A 15,723-nucleotide genomic window follows, 5' to 3' on the forward strand; every position below is an offset into this window, starting at 1 on the left:
GCCGCCCCCGGGACCGGCCGAAAGTACGATCCCCGGGGCGCGAACCCCCCTTCCGGCCGATGCCGCGGCCCGGCCGCCGGCCCGCAGGCTTGGCCCATGTTCTCCGATCACCCCTCTCCGGGCCGGGCGGCGCCGCGGCCCGCCTCCCCGCCGTCAGAAGCTCCCGGACGGGAGGACTCCGTCCCGCCCCCGGTGCGGGAGCGCATCACCGCCCTCGACGTGATCCGCGGCTTCGCGCTCTGCGGGATCCTGGTGGCGAACGTCCAGCCGATCGCCCATGTCGGCGACGCCGCCGTGGTGGGCCCGGGAGGCGGCGGCCCGGGGGAGCAGGTAGTGGGCCTGCTCGTCGAGCAGCGCTTCTTCCCGATCTTCTCGCTGCTGTTCGGCGTGGGGTTCTCGCTGCTGCTGGAGTCGGCCGCGGCGCGCACGGCACGCCCGAGGGTGGTCCTGCTGCGCCGGCTCCTGGTGCTGCTCGCGGTGGGCCTGGTCCACATGTTCGCGCTCTGGCGGGGCGACGTCCTCACCGTCTACGCGCTCGTCGGGCTGGTGGTGCTGCTGCCCTCGACCTGGCTGCCGCGGTGGGCGGCGGCCGGCCTCGCTCCCGTCCTCCTGGCGGCCGGGCTGCTGGCGTTCGGCGGCGGGTTCGCCCTCGTCCCCGGGCTGTTCCTGCTGGGCTCGGCACTGGTCCGGTACGGCGTGGCCGACCGGATCGAGCGGTCCCCGCGGGTGCCGGCCGCCCTGGCCCTGGCGTTCGCGGCGGCGGCCGCGCCCGCCCTGTGGTGGCAGACGGGCACGCGGGTGACGGACCCGGAGTTCGGCCTCTCGATGGGCGTGGCCGGATTGCTGATCGCCGGGGTGTACGTGTGCGGGCTGCTAGCGCTGCTCCACACCCCTGTCCGGCCGCTGCTGCGGGCCGTCTTCGCGCCCCTCGGCCGGATGGCGCTGACCAACTACCTCACGGCGACCATGCTCGTCCTGGCCGTCGCGCGGGTGATCGGCGGTGTGCCGCAGAACTGGCCCGTCACGACGGTGCTCGCGATCGCCGGCGCGATCCTCGCCGTCCAGTGGGCGGTGTCCGCCGCCTGGCTGCGGCGGTACCGGTACGGCCCGCTGGAGTGGCTCTGGCGCTGGGCCACCTGGGGTCGCCGCCCGCCCCTGCGCATCCGATGACCGGGGATCTTTTGCGCCGATTGTGCTGCGGTGATAACCGGGGGAGAAGGGCCGGGAACTTATCCTGGGAGGGATCCGCCGTGCGGCCGCCGGGCATGTCGAGACCCGCGTCCGAGGCCGTCGCCCGGGCCACGGCGAGGAGGCGCGATCACGCGACCGTCCATCGGCACGGCGATCAGGCGCGAACGACGCGACCGCCCATGGGACCCCGGCGACGGGGCGGCGGTCCGCGAGCGACCAAAGGGTGATCATGCCGGGGTGTGCATCGCGACCAGAGCGGATGGCCGGCGCTCCGGGCCGGCCGGCGGCCGGGCGGCTCCACCACGTCTTCGAAGCCGCCGGCGACCGGACGCCGTACGCGACCGCGCTGGAGTGCGACCAGGGCGCGTTCACCTACGCCGAGCTGGACGAACGCGCGAACCGGCTGGCGCACGTGATGCGCGGGCGCGGGACCGGCGCCGGGTCGCGGGTCGCGATCCTGCTGCCGAGGTCGCTGGACACCTACGTGGCGTTGCTCGCGGTGGGCAAGGCGGGCGGCGCGTTCGTGCCGATCGATCCGGCGTCGCCGCCGGACCGCGTCGCCTACATCCTCCGCGACGCCGGCGCGGACCTCGTGCTCACCGTCGCGGAGACGACGCCGGACGCGGCGGCGGGCGGGCGGCCGGTGCTCGACGTGAGCCGGTGCGGGGCCGCGCTGGCCGCCGCGCCGCCGACCCGCCCCCCTCCTGAGCCGCCCGGGGACGGCCGGGAGGACGATCCGGCCGCGTACGTGATGTACACCTCCGGGTCGAGCGGACGGCCCAAGGGCGTGGAGGTGGCCCAGTCGAGCATCCGCAACTTCCTCGACGTCGTGCCCGGGCTGTACGACGTACGGCCCGACGACCGGGTGTACCAGGGCATGACGATCTCCTTCGACTTCTCGATCGAGGAGATCTGGCCGACGTGGGCGGTCGGCGCCACGCTCGTCGCCGGCCCGTCCGGCTCCCAGCGGCTCGGCGCCGAGCTGGCGGACTTCCTCGACGACCGGGGCGTCACGGTCCTGTACTGCGTGCCCACGCTGCTCGCGACGATCCCCCGGGACCTCCCCGCCGTACGGACCGTCCTGGTCGGGGGCGAGCCGTGCCCCGCGCCGCTGGTGGAGCGGTGGAGCCGGCCCGGGCGCCGCATCCTCAACACCTACGGGCCGACCGAGGCCACGGTCACCGCGACCTGGGCGGAGCTGCTGCCCGGCCGTCCGGTGACCATCGGCAGGCCGCTGCCGACGTACTCGGTGGTGCTGCTGGACGAGCGCCGCCGCCCGGTGCCGGACGGCGAGGTGGGGGAGATCTGCGTCGGCGGCCCCGGCGTGGCCCGGGGCTACGTCGGGCGCCCCGACCTGACCGCCGAGCGGTTCATCGACCATCCTCTGGCCGGCGGAGGCCGGCTGTACCGGACGGGCGATCTCGGGAGGACGACGGCGGACGGGGAGATCGAGTACCTGGGCCGCGCCGACGCCGAGGTCAAGGTCCGGGGACACCGGGTGGACCTGGGCGAGGTCGAGGGCGTGCTGCTGGAGGAGCCTGGGGTCGCGGCGGCCGCGGCCGCGCTCGCGCCCGACGGCGATGGCCGGCCCGCCGAGCTGGCCGCGTACGTGGTGCCCGCCCCCGGTGGAGAGAACGGGAACGGGCGGGACGGCGACGGGGCGGCGCTCGCCGGGCGGCTGCGCGACCGGCTGCGGCGCGCCCTGCCCGCGTACATGGTGCCGTCGTTCCTGGACGTCGTGGCGGCGCTGCCGGCCATGCCGAGCGGCAAGGTGGACCGCTCGCGGCTGCCGCCGCCGTCCGGGCGCCGGCTCCCGGGCTCGGGGCCGGCCGTCCCGCCGCGGGACGCGCTCGAGGAGCGGGTGCGGGCGGCGTGGGCCGAGGAGTTCGGCGTCGAGCCCGCGTCGGTGTCGGTCGAGGCGGACTTCTTCACCGACCTCGGCGGCCACTCGCTCCTCGCGGCCCGCGTGGTGTCGCTGCTCCGCGCCCGGGACGTCGGAGCGCGCCTCGCCGTCCGCGACCTGTACGCCAACCCGACCGTGCGCCGCCTCGCCGCGCACCTGCGCGCGTCCCCGCAGGGCGCGCAGACGCCGGGGACGGCCGTCGTCCCCCGTCCCGAGCCCGTACGGCACCCGTCCCGGCGCGTCGCCGCCGCCGGCGCGGCCCAGGCCGCGGCGATCTACCTGCTGCTGCTCCTGGTCACGCTGCCGATGTCCTGCCTGCTGTACCGGTGGGTGGGCGACCGCGGTGGGAGGCCCCCGGCGGGCGGCGCGGCGCCCCATGACCGCCTTCTCGGCCCCGGTCTGCTGATCCCGATCGTGCAGGCCGCCGTCGCCGGCTATCTCGGCGTCCGCTGGCTCCTGCCGGTCGTGGCGGCGCGGCCGCTGGCGGCCGGCGTCCGGCCGGGACGTCACCCCCTGTGGGGCGTGACCTACCTGCGGCTGTGGACGCTCAACCTGCTGCTGTCGCTCAGCCCGCTGGGGGTGCTCAGCGGCTCCCCGATGATGGGGCCGTACCTGCGGCTGCTCGGCGCGCGGATCGGCCCGGGCACCACGATCGCCACCGCGGACATCGGCCCGCCCACGCTGGTCCGCGTGGGGGAGGGCGCCTCGGTCGGCTACCGGGCCTCGCTGCACGGCTGGCGGGTCGCGGACGGCTGGGTGATCGTCGCGCCGGTCGAGGTCGGGCCGCGCGCCTTCGTCGGGGCCGGCGCGGCCCTGGAGCCGGGCGCCCGCGTCGGGGCGGGGGCCGGGCTCGGGGACCAGTCGGCGCTCGGCCAGGGCGAGGCCGTGCCCGAGGGAGCGCGCTGGGCCGGGTCGCCGGCGAGCCCCGTCGCCTCCCTCGGCCCCGCCGTGGACGCCATGCTGGGCGCCGGGACCGGCGCGGCCGGCTGGCGGGCGCGCGAGCCGGCCGCGGCCGCGCTCGGCCTCCTGTGCCTGGAGGTCTGCGGGCTGGTCGCGGCGGCGCCCGGCGCCGCGCTCGTCTGGTACGCCCTGCTGACCAGAGGAGTCCTGGCAGGCCTGGCCACGCTGCCCGTGGCCGGTCCGCTCTTCGTGGCCGGGGTCTGCGCCGTGGTCGCCGGGGGCAAGCGGCTGGTCCTGCGGCGGGCGCCGGCCGGCGTCCACCCGGTCCGCTCCGGCCTGGGCGTGCGCAAGTGGGCCGTGGACAAGCTGCTCGCGGCCAGCCTCGCCTGGACCAATTCGCTCTACGGCACCCTGTACGCGATGCCGTGGCTGCGGCTGCTCGGCGCCCGGGTCGGCCGGCGCGTCGAGGTGTCCACGGCCGCCCAGATCGACCCCGACCTGCTCACGCTGCACGAGGAGAGCTTCGTCGCCGACATGGCCAGCGTCGGGGCCGCCGGATTCGCGGCCGGCCGGGTGGCGCTGCTGCCGACCGAGGTGGGCCGGCGCGCCTTCGTGGGCAACGCGGCGGTCCTGCCGGCCGGGACGCGGACGGGACCGGGCTCGCTGCTCGGGGTCGGCACGGTCCCGCCTGCGGAGGGGGTGCCGGAGGGCACCTCCTGGCTGGGCTCGCCCGCGATCCGCCTGCCCCGGCGGCAGGCGAGCGGCCCCTTCCCACAGGAGACGACGTACCGGCCGAGCCGGGGGCTGGTGGCGCACCGGCTGGGCGTCGAGTTCTTCCGCGCCACCCTCCCCGCGACCCTGCTCGGCGGCGCGTTCTACCTCTACCTCCTCGCCGTTCTCGGGCTCGCCCTCGGATCCGCCCTGCCGGTGGTCGTGCTCGCGTCGCCTTTCGTCGCGCTCGCCCTCGGGCTCGCCGTGATCGGGTGCTGCGCCGCCGCCAAGCGGGTCCTGATCGGCAGGTACGAGCCGCGGGTCGAGCCGCTGTGGAGCCGGTACGTCCGGCGCACGGAGTTCGTCACCGGGCTCTACGAGGCGGCCGCGGTCCCGGCCGGGGTGGGGATTCTCACGGGGACCCCGTTCCTGCCACCCGTCCTGCGGTGGTTCGGCGCGCGCATCGGCAGGCGAACCTGCGTCGGCACCACGTACCTCACCGAGTTCGACCTGGTGGAGGTGGGCGACGACGCCGCGATCGGGGTGGGCGCGTCCCTGCAGACCCACCTGTTCGAGGACCGTGTGATGAAGATGTCCGCCGTCACCGTCCGGGACGGCGCCACCGTCGGCGCGCGGACCGTGGTGCTGTACGACTCCGTGGTCGACGAGGGCGTCTCGCTGGGCGCCCTGTCGCTCCTGATGAAGGGCGAGCACCTCGCCCCCGGCACGAGCTGGCGCGGCATCCCGGCCCAGGCCGTCGTCACCGGGCCCGACCCCTGACACTCCATGGACGACCTGGTGAGGCACGCGATGAGACCACAGAGGATCCTGGGCGCGCTGCGGCGCGCGCTCCGCCCGGCGCAGCCGCCGCGCCGGAGGCCGGGCCGTCCGCTGGCGCTCGTCTACCGGGGCCCGGGCTCGGTTCCCGGCTGCCCCGAGGCGGTCGCGGCGCTGCTGTCGGCGGCCCCGTGGGGATTCGACGTCCGCTACACCGGCCCGTACGAGGACCTGCCGCTCTCGGCGGAGACGCTGGCCGGGGCCGCGCTGTACGCCCAGCCGGGCGGCGGGGGCCTGTCCCGCGCCTACCGGCGGCTCAGACGGCACCGCGACGAGATCCGCGAGTACGTCGCCGGCGGCGGCCGCTACCTCGGGTTCTGCCTCGGCGGCTACCTCGCGGGGGCCACCCCCGGTTTCGCCCTGCTGCCCGGGGACACCGACCAGTACATCGCCTCGCCCGGCGCCACCGTCCACGACGAGGAGGACCGCCTGGTCGAGGTGCGCTGGCGGGACCGGACGCGCACCGTGTTCTTCCAGGACGGCCCCCACTTCGTGCTCGACGCGCGTCCGGGCCCGGGGGTGCGGGTGCTCGCCACCTACACCAACGGGACGATCGCCGCCCTCGCCGCCCCCTTCGGCCAGGGCCGCGTCGCCGTCGTGGGGCCGCACCCCGAGGCGACCGACGACTGGTTCACCGACGCCCACCTGCCCGTCCAGCACACGCACGACCTCGGCCTCGACCTCGTGGACGCCGTCATGACGCCGTGACAACTGGGACATACGCGACAGAAGGGGACGAATTACCGGTTATCTCTACAATTCCCGCAATATGGGCGAATGCTGCGTAAAGCTCCCGTGGTGGCGCTCGTCGCCGGTCTCACGGTGATCGCGTCCCTGGCGGTTCCCGCGCACGCGGGGCAGACCACCTTCACTCCCGGAGCGGCGGGGCTCGGCGATCCCTACTTCCCGTTGGCGGGGAACGGCGGGTACGACGTCGGCCACTACGACCTGAAGCTGCGCTTCGACCCGGCCGGTCACAGGCTCACCGCGCGGACGACGATCACGGCGACCGCCACCCAGAACCTGTCCCACTTCGACCTCGACTTCTCCGGGCCCGCGATCAGCCGGGTGGAGGTGAACGGCGCCCGGGCCGGCTACCGGCGCGAGGGCCAGGAGCTGGTCGTCACCCCCGCGCGGGGGCTGCCGGCGGGCAGCAGGTTCACGGTCGCCGTCTCGTACGCGGGGAGGCCGAAGGCGGTCAAGGACGACGTCGGCCACCAGGGCTGGATCGACACGAGGGACGGCGCGTTCGTCGCCTCTCAGCCCGACGGGGCCCGGAGCTGGTTCCCGGCCAACGACAGCCCGGCGGACAAGGCCACGTTCAGCATCCAGGTGACGGCGCCCGACGACCTGGCCGTGCTCGCGAACGGGGAGCGGGCGGCCGACGGCGTCACCGCGCCCGGGGACGGCTACGCCACCACCCGCTGGGAGATGACGCACCCGATGGCGCCGTACCTTGCGATGGTCGCGATCGGCCGCTTCACGGTCAGCGAGGGGACCGTCGCCGGCATGCCGAACATCACCGCCTTCGATCCCTCTCTGGCCGGCAAGGCGAAGGACCTCCATGACATGACCGCCAAGGCGGTCCAATGGGAGGCCGGGCTCTTCGGCCCGTACCCGTTCTCCTCGACCGGCGGGATCGCGGACGGCTACGGCAACGAGACCGCGCTGGAGACGCAGGGCAGGCCCGTCTACAGCGGCGGTCCCACCGACGACCTGGAGATCGTGCACGAGCTGGCCCACCAGTGGTTCGGCGACAGCGTCGGCGTGCGGAACTGGCGGGACATCTGGCTCAACGAGGGATTCGCCACGTACGCCGAGTGGCTGTACCAGGAGCAGCACGGCGGCCCGTCCGCGCGGCAGATCTTCGACAGGTACAGCGCGCGTAGCGGCGGCTTCTGGAAGTTGAGGACGGGCGATCCCGGCCGCCGGGGCATGTTCGACGAGAACGCCGTCTACGTGCGCGGGGCGATGACCCTGCACGCCCTCCGTGAGAAGGTCGGCGACCCGGTGTTCTTCCGCCTGATCAGAACCTGGACCCAGGAGCACCGGTACGGCCTGGTGACCACCGCCGACTTCGTCGGGCTGGCGGAGCGGCTCTCGGGGCGGGACCTCGGGGCCTTCTTCGACGCCTGGCTCTACCGGACGGGCAAGCCCCAGGCGTGAGCCAGGTGTGATCCGGGTGTGAGCCGGGTGTGCGGGATGCACGGCCGGAGGCGTCCGGCCGTGCCGTCCGCACCATGACGGGCCGGGGACCGTTTCCTACCCTCGGATCCACCACACGCGCGTGGGGTCTGGCCACCAGGCATCGTCCGCCCCCCTCGGAGGCAACCATGGCTCCTTCCCTCGGCACCGACGACTACGCGATATCCCGGGTCCCCGCCCGCGCCCGATACTCCTGGGTGTCGGTGGCGGTCCAGCGCTTCGGTCAGATCTCCGCCCTCAGCCAGTTCCTGCTCGGCGCCACCCTCGGCTTCGGGATGAGCTTCTGGAACGCCTTCTGGGCGATCACGCTGGGCGCGGTCATCCTCGAACTCGTGGCGATCGCGCTGGGCGTGATCGGCATGCGGGAGGGCCTGTCGACCTCCACGCTGGCGCGGTGGTGCGGGTTCGGCCAGGCCGGATCGGCGATCATCGGCCTGGCCATCGGGATCAGCCTGGTCGGCTGGTTCGGCATCCAGTCGGCGGTGTCGGCGCAGGGTCTGCACGAGCTGATCCCGGCGCTGCCGGTGTGGCTGTGGTCGCTGCTGTTCGGGCTCGCGGTCACCGGCATCGTCGTCAAGGGCTTCCACTCGATGGCCTGGACGGCCTACCTCACCGTGCCGGCGTTCGTCCTGCTGGTCGCCTGGTCGGTCGGGTCGGAGCTGTCGAGCCACTCCCTGACGGAGCTGGCGGCCACGGCGCCGGCGGGTCCGGCCCTGTCGCTGCTGGAGGGGACGACGCTGGTCGCGGGCGGGTTCATCGTGGGGGCGGTGATCACCCCGGACATGACGCGCTTCAACCGGTCGGCGGCCGACGTGGTCAAGCAGACCCTGCTCGGCATCACGCTGGGGGAGTACGTGATCGGCCTGATCGGCGTGCTGCTCGCGCACGCCGTGAAGTCGGCGAACATCATCACGATCGTCACGTCCAGCGTCGGCTGGGTGGGCGTGCTGGTCATCGTCGTCGGCACGTTGAAGATCAACGACTGGAACCTGTACTCCTCCGGCCTCGGCCTGGTGAACTTCGTCGGCACGGTCTTCGGCCGGAAGGTCAACCGCGCGCTGGTCACCCTGTTCGTCGGGGTCGTCGGCAGCGTGCTGGCCGCGGCCGGCATCCTCGACAGCTTCACCGACTTCCTCATCCTGCTCGGGGTCGCGTTCCCGCCGATCGCGGGCATCATGATCGCCGAGTACTTCGTCGTCCGCACCTGGCGCCCGGACCTGGACGCCACGAAGGCCGCCGGGTCGGTGCCGCCGCAGTCGCCCCGCTGGGTGCCGGCGACGCTGGTGATCTGGCTCGCGGCGAGCCTGATCGGCAAGTTCGTCACATGGGGCCTGCCCAGCATCAACTCGCTGGTCGCCGCCTTCGTCCTGTACGCGGTCGCGGGCCGGATCGGCCTGGTCCGGGGGTACGGCACCGCCCCCACGTCGGCCGGCGGCGAGCAGGTGGGCGCCTCCGCGCACACAGCCGCGTAGAGGTCCGGCCATGGAAGGACGTCCACGCCGGTGAGGCGACCGGCACGCACGAAGGGACTCGCATGAGGATCGGAATCGACGTCGGCGGCACCAACACCGACGCCGTGCTCATGGACGGGCAGAGCGTCCTGGCCGCGGTCAAGACCGCGACCACCCGCGACGTGACCGGCGGGATCACCGCCGCGCTCGCGGGGCTGCAACGGCAGCGGGCCTTCGACCCGGCCGCCGTGAACGCGGTGATGATCGGCACGACCCACTTCATCAACGCCCTGGTCGAGGCCGACAGGCTGGCGCCGACGGCGGCCGTGCGTCTGGGCCTGCCCGCCACGGCGTCGCTGCCCCCGATGGTCGACTGGCCGGAGCGGCTGGTGGAAGCTATCGCGGGGCGGGCGTACCTGTGTCACGGCGGCCACGAGTTCGACGGGCGCCGCATCGCCGACCTGCGCGAGGACGAGATCCAGCGGGTCGCCGAGGAGCTGGACAGGCACGGCGTGCGCAGCGTCGCCATCTCCAGTGTCTTCTCCCCGGTGAACGCCGAGTTCGAGCAGCGCGCGGCCGACATCCTGACCGCGCAGCTGCCCGGCCTGGCCGTCTCGCTGTCGTCCGAGGTCGGCCGCATGGGACTGCTGGAGCGGGAGAACGCCACCATCATCAACGCCTCGCTGCGCGAGCTGGCCGGCCAGATCGTCGACGGCCTGGCGGACTCCCTGGAGGGGGCGGGCATCCGCGCCCCCCTCTACCTGAGCCAGAACGACGGCACGCTGATGGACGTCGACTTCGCCCGCCGCTACCCGGTCGCGACCTTCGCCTCCGGGCCGACCAACTCCATGCGCGGCGCGGCCTTCCTGTCGGGCCTGGAGACCTGCGCCGTGGTCGACGTGGGCGGCACGACCAGCGACATCGGGGTGCTGCGGCACGGCTTCCCGCGCGAGGCGACCACGGAGGTCAGCGTCGCCGGGATCCGCACCAACTTCCGGATGCCCGACGTGCTGAGCCTCGGCATCGGCGGCGGCAGCCGGGTACGGGGCGACGCCGGCGCCGTCACGGTCGGGCCCGACTCGGTCGGGTACCGCCTGGCCGAGGAGGCCCTCGTGTTCGGCGGGGCCACGCTCACCGCGACCGACGTGGCGGTGGCCGCCGGCCGCGCCGCCATCGGCGACCCCGGCGCCGTACGGGATCTCGACCGGTCGCTGGCGCAGGCCGCGCTGGCCCGGATCGCCCGCGACATCGGCGACGCCATCGAACGCATCCGCACCTCTCCCGAGCCGCTGCCGGTCGTCGCGGTCGGCGGCGGGTCGATCCTGCTCCCCGACGAGATCGGCGACTCGGGCCAGGTCCACCGCCCCGAGCACTTCGCTGTCGCCAACGCGATCGGCGCCGCCATCGCGCAGATCGGCGGCGAGGTCGACCGGATCTTCCCGGTCGAGCCGGGTCAGCGGCAGAGCGTGCTGGACGAGGCCAAACAGGAGGCCGTGGACCGGGCGGTCGCCTCCGGCGCGAAGCCGGGCAGCGTGCGGGTCGTCGAGGTCGACGAGGTGCCGCTCGCCTACCTGCCGGGCAACGCCACCCGCATCCGGGTCAAGGCCGTCGGCGACCTCCAGATGGAGGCCGTCCGTGGCTGAGCTGCTGATCACCGAGGCCGACCTGGACGACATCGCGGCCGGCGCCGCCATCCTCGGCACGGGCGGCGGCGGCGACCCCCACATCGGGCGGCTGCTCGCGGGCGCGGCCGTCCGCGCCGGCGGCCCGGCCCGCCTGGTCCCGCTGGACACCGTCCCCGACGACGCCGTCGCCGTCGTGGTCGCCATGATGGGCGCCCCGACCGTCATGGTCGAGAAGGTGCCGTCGGCCGAGCAGGCCGCGCTCGCGGTGCGGGCGCTCGCCGCGTACCTGGGCAGGACGCCCACCCACCTCGTGTGCGCCGAGGCCGGCGGGGTGAACGCCCTGGTGCCGCTCGTCGCCGCCGCCGAGCTGGGGCTCCCGGTGATCGACGCGGACGGCATGGGCCGCGCCTTCCCCGAGCTGCAGATGGTCGTCCCCACGTTGTACGGCATCGGGGCCACGCCGATGTCGATCGCCGACGAGAAGGGCAACAGCGGCATCTTCGACACCGTGGACAACCACTGGGCGGAACGGCTGGCCAGGTCCGCCACGATCGACATGGGCTGCTCCGCGATGATCAGTCTCCTCCCGATGTCCGGGGCCCAGGCGCGCGAGGCGCTCGTCCCCGGGACGCTCTCGCTCTCGGCCGAGCTGGGCCGGCTCGTGCGGGAGGCCCGGGCGGCCCACCGCGACCCGGTCGCGGCCGTCACCGGCCGGCTGGGCGGGGTCGAGCTGTTCACCGGCAAGGTCGTGGACGTCGTCCGGAGGACCGAGGGCGGCTTCGCCCGCGGCGAGGCGACAGTCGAGGGCCTGGGCGACCGGACCGGGGAGCGCCTCCTGCTGCGGTTCCAGAACGAGCACCTGGTCGCGGTGAGGGACGGCGAGGTGGTCGCCACCGTCCCCGACCTGATCTGCGTGCTGGAGGCCGAGGCGGGCACGGCCATCACCACCGAGACCCTCCGGTACGGCCAGCGGGTGCGGGTGATCGCCGCCCCCTGCGACCCGCGCTGGCACACTCCGGAAGGGCTGGAGCTGGTGGGGCCGCGGTACTTCGGCTACGACCACGGCACCGTCCGCCTCGGCGCCGGGACCGTCGCATGAGCTACACCCTGGACCGCGGCGACCTGGCCGACCTCGCCCGGGGCGCGGCCCTGCTGGGCACCGGCGGCGGGGGCGACCCGTACATCGGGCGGCTGCTCGTCGACCAGGCGCTCCGCCACGGCCCCGGCACGATCACCGTCCTCGACCCCGACGACCTCCGCGACGACGACTTCGTCATCCCGACGGCGCAGATGGGCGCGCCGACGGTGATGGTGGAGAAGATCCCGCGGGGTGACGAGGCGGTGGCGGCGCTCCGGGCGCTGGAGGACCACCTGGGCCGCAGAGCGGACGCCACCATGCCCATCGAGTGCGGCGGGATCAACTCGATGATCCCGCTCCTGGTCGCCGCCCGGACCGGGCTGCCCGTGGTCGACGCGGACGGCATGGGCCGCGCCTTCCCCGAGCTCCAGATGGAGACCTTCTCCGTGTACGGCGTGCCCGGCTCCCCGCTGGCCGTCGGCGGCGAGAACGGCGAGACCGTCATCATCGACACCGGCGCCGACAACCGGCGCATGGAGTGGCTCGCGCGCGGGATCGCCGTGCGGCTCGGCGGGGTCGCGCACATCGCCGAGTACGCGATGAGCGGCGCGGACGTCAGGCGCACCGCGGTCCCGCGCACCCTCGGGCTCGGCCTGCGGATCGGCCGGGCCCTGCGCGCCGCGCGCGAGAACCACCGCGACCCGGTGGAGGCGCTCGCGGACACGATGGCCGGGACCCTCTACGACAAGGTCCGGGTGCTGTTCCGGGGCAAGGTCGTGGACGTCGAGCGGCGGACCGAGGCCGGCTTCGCCCGCGGGCACGCCACGATCGCCGCGTTCGACGGGCCGCGGACGCTGGAGCTGACCTTCCAGAACGAGCACCTGGTCGCCCGGGCCGGTGGTGAGGTGCGGTGCGTGGTCCCCGACCTGATCTGCGTGCTGGAGGCCGACACCGGGGAGCCCATCACCACCGAGGGACTGCGGTACGGGCAGCGGGCCGTCGTGGTGGGCATCAGCACCCCGGACCTGATGCGCAGCCCGGAGGCCCTCGGCGTGTTCGGGCCGCGCGCGTTCGGACTCGACATGGAGTTCCAGCCCGTGGAGGATCTCGTGCCACTCTGAAGGCATGCCGGTGCGCCACCTGGGAGAACCCGACGTCGACCACCTCGCGCGCGGGACGGCGCTGCTGGGCTCGGGCGGCGGCGGGCAGACCGACGCGGCCGCCCGCCTGCTGCGCCGGAGCCTCGCGGGCGACCGCATCCCGCTGCTGGGCCACGAGGAGCTGCCGGGCGGCCACGTCGTGCCGGTGGGGATCGTGGGCGCGGTGTCGGCGTTCACCGAGAGGCTGCCCTCCGGCGGGGAGTGGGCGCCCGTCCTCGCGGCGATCGAGGACCGGACCAGGACCCGCCCCGCCGGGCTCGTCTCCATCGAGGCGGGCGGCGTCAACGGGGTCGTGGCGTTCGTCGCCGCCGCCGAGCTGGGCCTCCCGGTGATCGACGCGGACCTGCAGGGCCGCGCGCTGCCGCGGCTCGACCAGATGTCGGTGGCCGCCCTCGGCGAGCCGCTCACCCCGCTGGCCATCGGCGACGCCACCGGCCGGCTCCTCGTCCTGGACGGCCTGTCCCCCCGGGCGACCGAGCGGATCGTCCGGTCGGCGCTCACCGAGTTCGGCGGCTGGGCCGCCATCGTGCTGCGCCCGCTGCCCGTCGAGCTCCTCGACCGCCTCGCCATCACGGGCTCGCTCAGCCGCGCGCTGGACCTGGGGGCCCGCCACGCGGCCTGGACCCGGGACGCCGACCCGTACGAGGTCGCCGCGTCCCTCGGCGCCCGGGTCCTGGTCACCGGGCGGGTCGTCGAGGTCGTCCGGCACCGCTCCGGCGTCGGCTTCGGGCGCGGCTCGGTGATCGTCCGCGCCGACCGCGACGGCGTCCTCGTGCGGCTGGAGATGGAGAACGAGTACCTCCTCGCCCTCGTCGACGGGCGGCCCGCCGTGTCCACGCCGGACATCCTGTGCGTCCTCGACCGGGCCACCGGGCTGCCCGTGCCGTGCGACACGGTACGCGGCGGGGCCGAGGTCGTCGCCCTCCACCTGCCCGGGCCCGCGTTCTGGTGGCGGCCCGAGGTCGTGGACGCGGTCGCCCCGCGCGCGTTCGGGCTGGACACCGACCCGATCCGGCCGGAGGCGGAGCGATGACCGGCGCCGTCCCCACGCTGCGGGAGCTGCTCGGCTACCCGCCGCTCGCCGCCGCCGCGCCCCTGTCCGGCGAGGACGACCTCGACCGGCCCGTCACCGGCGTGACGCTGATCGACCCGGCGGAGGCGGGCGAGGTCGAGGAGGGCGAGATCGCCGTCTGCCCCGCCATCCCGCCCGGATACCTCACCAGCTGGCGGCTCGACGCCGTCATCCGGCGGCTCCACGACCGGCGCGCGGCCGCCCTCGCCGTGCCCGCCCCCGAGGGCGGCGAGACGATGCTGGACGGCAGCCGCCGGCTGGCCCGGCACCTGCGCCTGCCCGTCCTCGGCATCGGGGCCGCGCCGCTGCGCTGGGCGGGCACGGCCGCCGCGTTCGTGCACGCCCCGGCCGTCCAGGCGGCCGAACACCTGCGCCGCGCGCACCGCGCCCTCACCCGTGGCCTGCTGAGCCCACAGGAGGTCGCGCGGACCCTCACCGCGATCCTGGACCGGCCCGTGGCCGTCTTCGGGCCCGACGGCACGCCGATCACCGTCCCGGTCGGCCCGCCGCCCGACTTCGACCCGTACGCCGGGGCGGCCCAGATCCTCACCGGGAACGGCCGGACGACGGTCGCCGTACCGGTCCCGGGCATGGCGGGCGGGACCGTCGACCTCTGGCTGGCCGTCGCGCTCGGGAACGCGCCGGCGGCCTGGGCCCGCTGCGCGCGCGACGTGCTGCAGGCCGGGACGCTCGCCGTCCAGCGCTGGCAGGCCACCCGCCGGGGGGTGCTGGAGCGCGACGCCCGCCTGCGCGCCGGCATGTTCGGCGACCTGCTGGAGGGGAGGCTGGGCGGCGGCGAGACGGCCCGGCAGCGGGCGGCCGAGGTCGGCTGGCGCCTGGACGGCTGGCACGTGGCGTTCCACCTCGCCGTCCTCGGGCAGGTCGACCTGCTGCAGCACACCGACGCGGTGGCCGCCGCCATGGCCGCGGAGCGGGTCGAGGCCGCGCTGGTGGAACGCGGCGACGGCTGGTCGGCCTGGACGACGACGCGCGCCGAGCCCGGCCAGGACGCCAGCCGCGACCTGCTCGCCGCGCTGCAGAGGATCCGCCGCCGCCTGGCGACTCGGTTCGACTGCGCCATCGGCGTCGGCCGCGGCTACCCGGACGCGGGCGGGCTGACCCGCAGCCTCGCCGAGGCGTGGGACGCCGCGAGGCTCGCCCGCGGCCGCCCGCAGACCGGGCGCCTGGTCCACATCGACCGGCTCGGGCTGGCCCAGCTCCTCGTCGCCTGGGCCAGCACGGAGACTTTCGTGCCCACCGCCACCCGGCTGCTCAGCCCCCTGGAGGCACAGCCGGGCGAGCTGGTCGCCACGCTCGCCGCCTACCTGGACGCGGGCGGCTCGGCCGCCGACACGGCCGCGGTCCTCGGCGTCCACCGCAACACGGTCGCCGCGCGGCTGCGCCGGATCGAGGAGCTCCTCACCGTGGACCTGAACAACCCGGACGACAGGCTCGCGCTGCACCTGGCCTGCCGGGTCACCCTGGACCGCGACCCCGGCCTGTGACCCGGGCCGTGACCTGGACTGCCACCCGGCCTGTGACCGCGTTTCCGGGACGGGCCGGGCGGGGATCAACGTTGTTTCCACCTGA

10 protein-coding genes are annotated in these 15,723 nt (G+C 75.2%); all 10 read left to right on the plus strand.

The window, feature by feature from the left end; all coding sequences use genetic code 11:
• The first annotated feature begins 96 nt into the window (after positions 1-96).
• Positions 97-1,170, plus strand: coding sequence for a DUF418 domain-containing protein (locus Mco01_RS18700; protein ID WP_204058166.1), 1,074 nt, complete (start codon positions 97-99; stop codon positions 1,168-1,170).
• A 280-nt stretch (positions 1,171-1,450) separates the two neighbouring features.
• Complete coding sequence (locus tag Mco01_RS18705; protein ID WP_204058167.1) at positions 1,451-5,485, plus strand: Pls/PosA family non-ribosomal peptide synthetase; 4,035 nt, start codon at positions 1,451-1,453, stop codon at positions 5,483-5,485.
• 30 nt (positions 5,486-5,515) lie between these two features.
• Positions 5,516-6,250 carry a BPL-N domain-containing protein gene (locus Mco01_RS18710; RefSeq protein ID WP_204058168.1) on the plus strand — a complete coding sequence of 245 codons (735 nt, stop codon included), beginning with the start codon at positions 5,516-5,518 and terminating at the stop codon, positions 6,248-6,250.
• A gap of 69 nt (positions 6,251-6,319) precedes the next feature.
• A complete protein-coding gene (locus Mco01_RS18715; RefSeq protein WP_204058169.1) occupies positions 6,320-7,708 on the plus strand; it encodes a M1 family metallopeptidase in 1,389 nt (462 codons plus the stop codon).
• A 167-nt stretch (positions 7,709-7,875) separates the two neighbouring features.
• On the plus strand, positions 7,876-9,219 hold the full coding sequence (locus Mco01_RS18720; protein ID WP_204058170.1) for a purine-cytosine permease family protein: 1,344 nt from the start codon (positions 7,876-7,878) through the stop codon (positions 9,217-9,219).
• 62 nt (positions 9,220-9,281) lie between these two features.
• The gene (locus tag Mco01_RS18725) at positions 9,282-10,841 is read left to right on the plus strand and encodes a hydantoinase/oxoprolinase N-terminal domain-containing protein (protein ID WP_204058171.1); all 1,560 of its coding nucleotides are present in this window, start codon (positions 9,282-9,284) and stop codon (positions 10,839-10,841) included.
• Complete coding sequence (locus Mco01_RS18730) at positions 10,834-11,922, plus strand: S-methyl thiohydantoin desulfurase family protein (protein ID WP_204058172.1); 1,089 nt, start codon at positions 10,834-10,836, stop codon at positions 11,920-11,922. Before Mco01_RS18725 ends, Mco01_RS18730 begins: the two co-directional genes overlap by 8 nt.
• Positions 11,919-13,022 (plus strand): S-methyl thiohydantoin desulfurase family protein, encoded by a 1,104-nt coding sequence (locus Mco01_RS18735; RefSeq protein ID WP_036333291.1) that lies wholly within the window; start codon positions 11,919-11,921, stop codon positions 13,020-13,022. The genes Mco01_RS18730 and Mco01_RS18735 overlap by 4 nt, the downstream gene beginning before the upstream one ends.
• Before the next feature lie 4 nt (positions 13,023-13,026).
• Positions 13,027-14,094, plus strand: coding sequence for a DUF917 domain-containing protein (locus Mco01_RS18740; RefSeq protein WP_204058173.1), 1,068 nt, complete (start codon positions 13,027-13,029; stop codon positions 14,092-14,094).
• Positions 14,091-15,638: a helix-turn-helix domain-containing protein gene (locus tag Mco01_RS18745; RefSeq protein WP_204058174.1), complete on the plus strand. Its 1,548-nt coding sequence runs from the start codon at positions 14,091-14,093 to the stop codon at positions 15,636-15,638. The genes Mco01_RS18740 and Mco01_RS18745 overlap by 4 nt, the downstream gene beginning before the upstream one ends.
• Positions 15,639-15,723: the final 85 nt, after the last annotated feature.

It is taken from the genome of Microbispora corallina (assembly GCF_016863035.1).
Taxonomy (GTDB): domain Bacteria; phylum Actinomycetota; class Actinomycetes; order Streptosporangiales; family Streptosporangiaceae; genus Microbispora; species Microbispora corallina.

What these genes read in the sequence shown, in the direction of transcription:
- Mco01_RS18700 (WP_204058166.1), top strand. Translation starts at nt 97, where the DNA reads ATGTTCTCCGATCACCCCTCTCCGGGCCGGGCGGCGCCGCGGCCCGCC.
- Mco01_RS18705 (WP_204058167.1), top strand. Translation starts at nt 1,451, where the DNA reads ATGGCCGGCGCTCCGGGCCGGCCGGCGGCCGGGCGGCTCCACCACGTC.
- Mco01_RS18710 (WP_204058168.1), top strand. Translation starts at nt 5,516, where the DNA reads ATGAGACCACAGAGGATCCTGGGCGCGCTGCGGCGCGCGCTCCGCCCG.
- Mco01_RS18715 (WP_204058169.1), top strand. Translation starts at nt 6,320, where the DNA reads ATGCTGCGTAAAGCTCCCGTGGTGGCGCTCGTCGCCGGTCTCACGGTG.
- Mco01_RS18720 (WP_204058170.1), top strand. Translation starts at nt 7,876, where the DNA reads ATGGCTCCTTCCCTCGGCACCGACGACTACGCGATATCCCGGGTCCCC.
- Mco01_RS18725 (WP_204058171.1), top strand. Translation starts at nt 9,282, where the DNA reads ATGAGGATCGGAATCGACGTCGGCGGCACCAACACCGACGCCGTGCTC.
- Mco01_RS18735 (WP_036333291.1), top strand. Translation starts at nt 11,919, where the DNA reads ATGAGCTACACCCTGGACCGCGGCGACCTGGCCGACCTCGCCCGGGGC.
- Mco01_RS18740 (WP_204058173.1), top strand. Translation starts at nt 13,027, where the DNA reads ATGCCGGTGCGCCACCTGGGAGAACCCGACGTCGACCACCTCGCGCGC.
- Mco01_RS18745 (WP_204058174.1), top strand. Translation starts at nt 14,091, where the DNA reads ATGACCGGCGCCGTCCCCACGCTGCGGGAGCTGCTCGGCTACCCGCCG.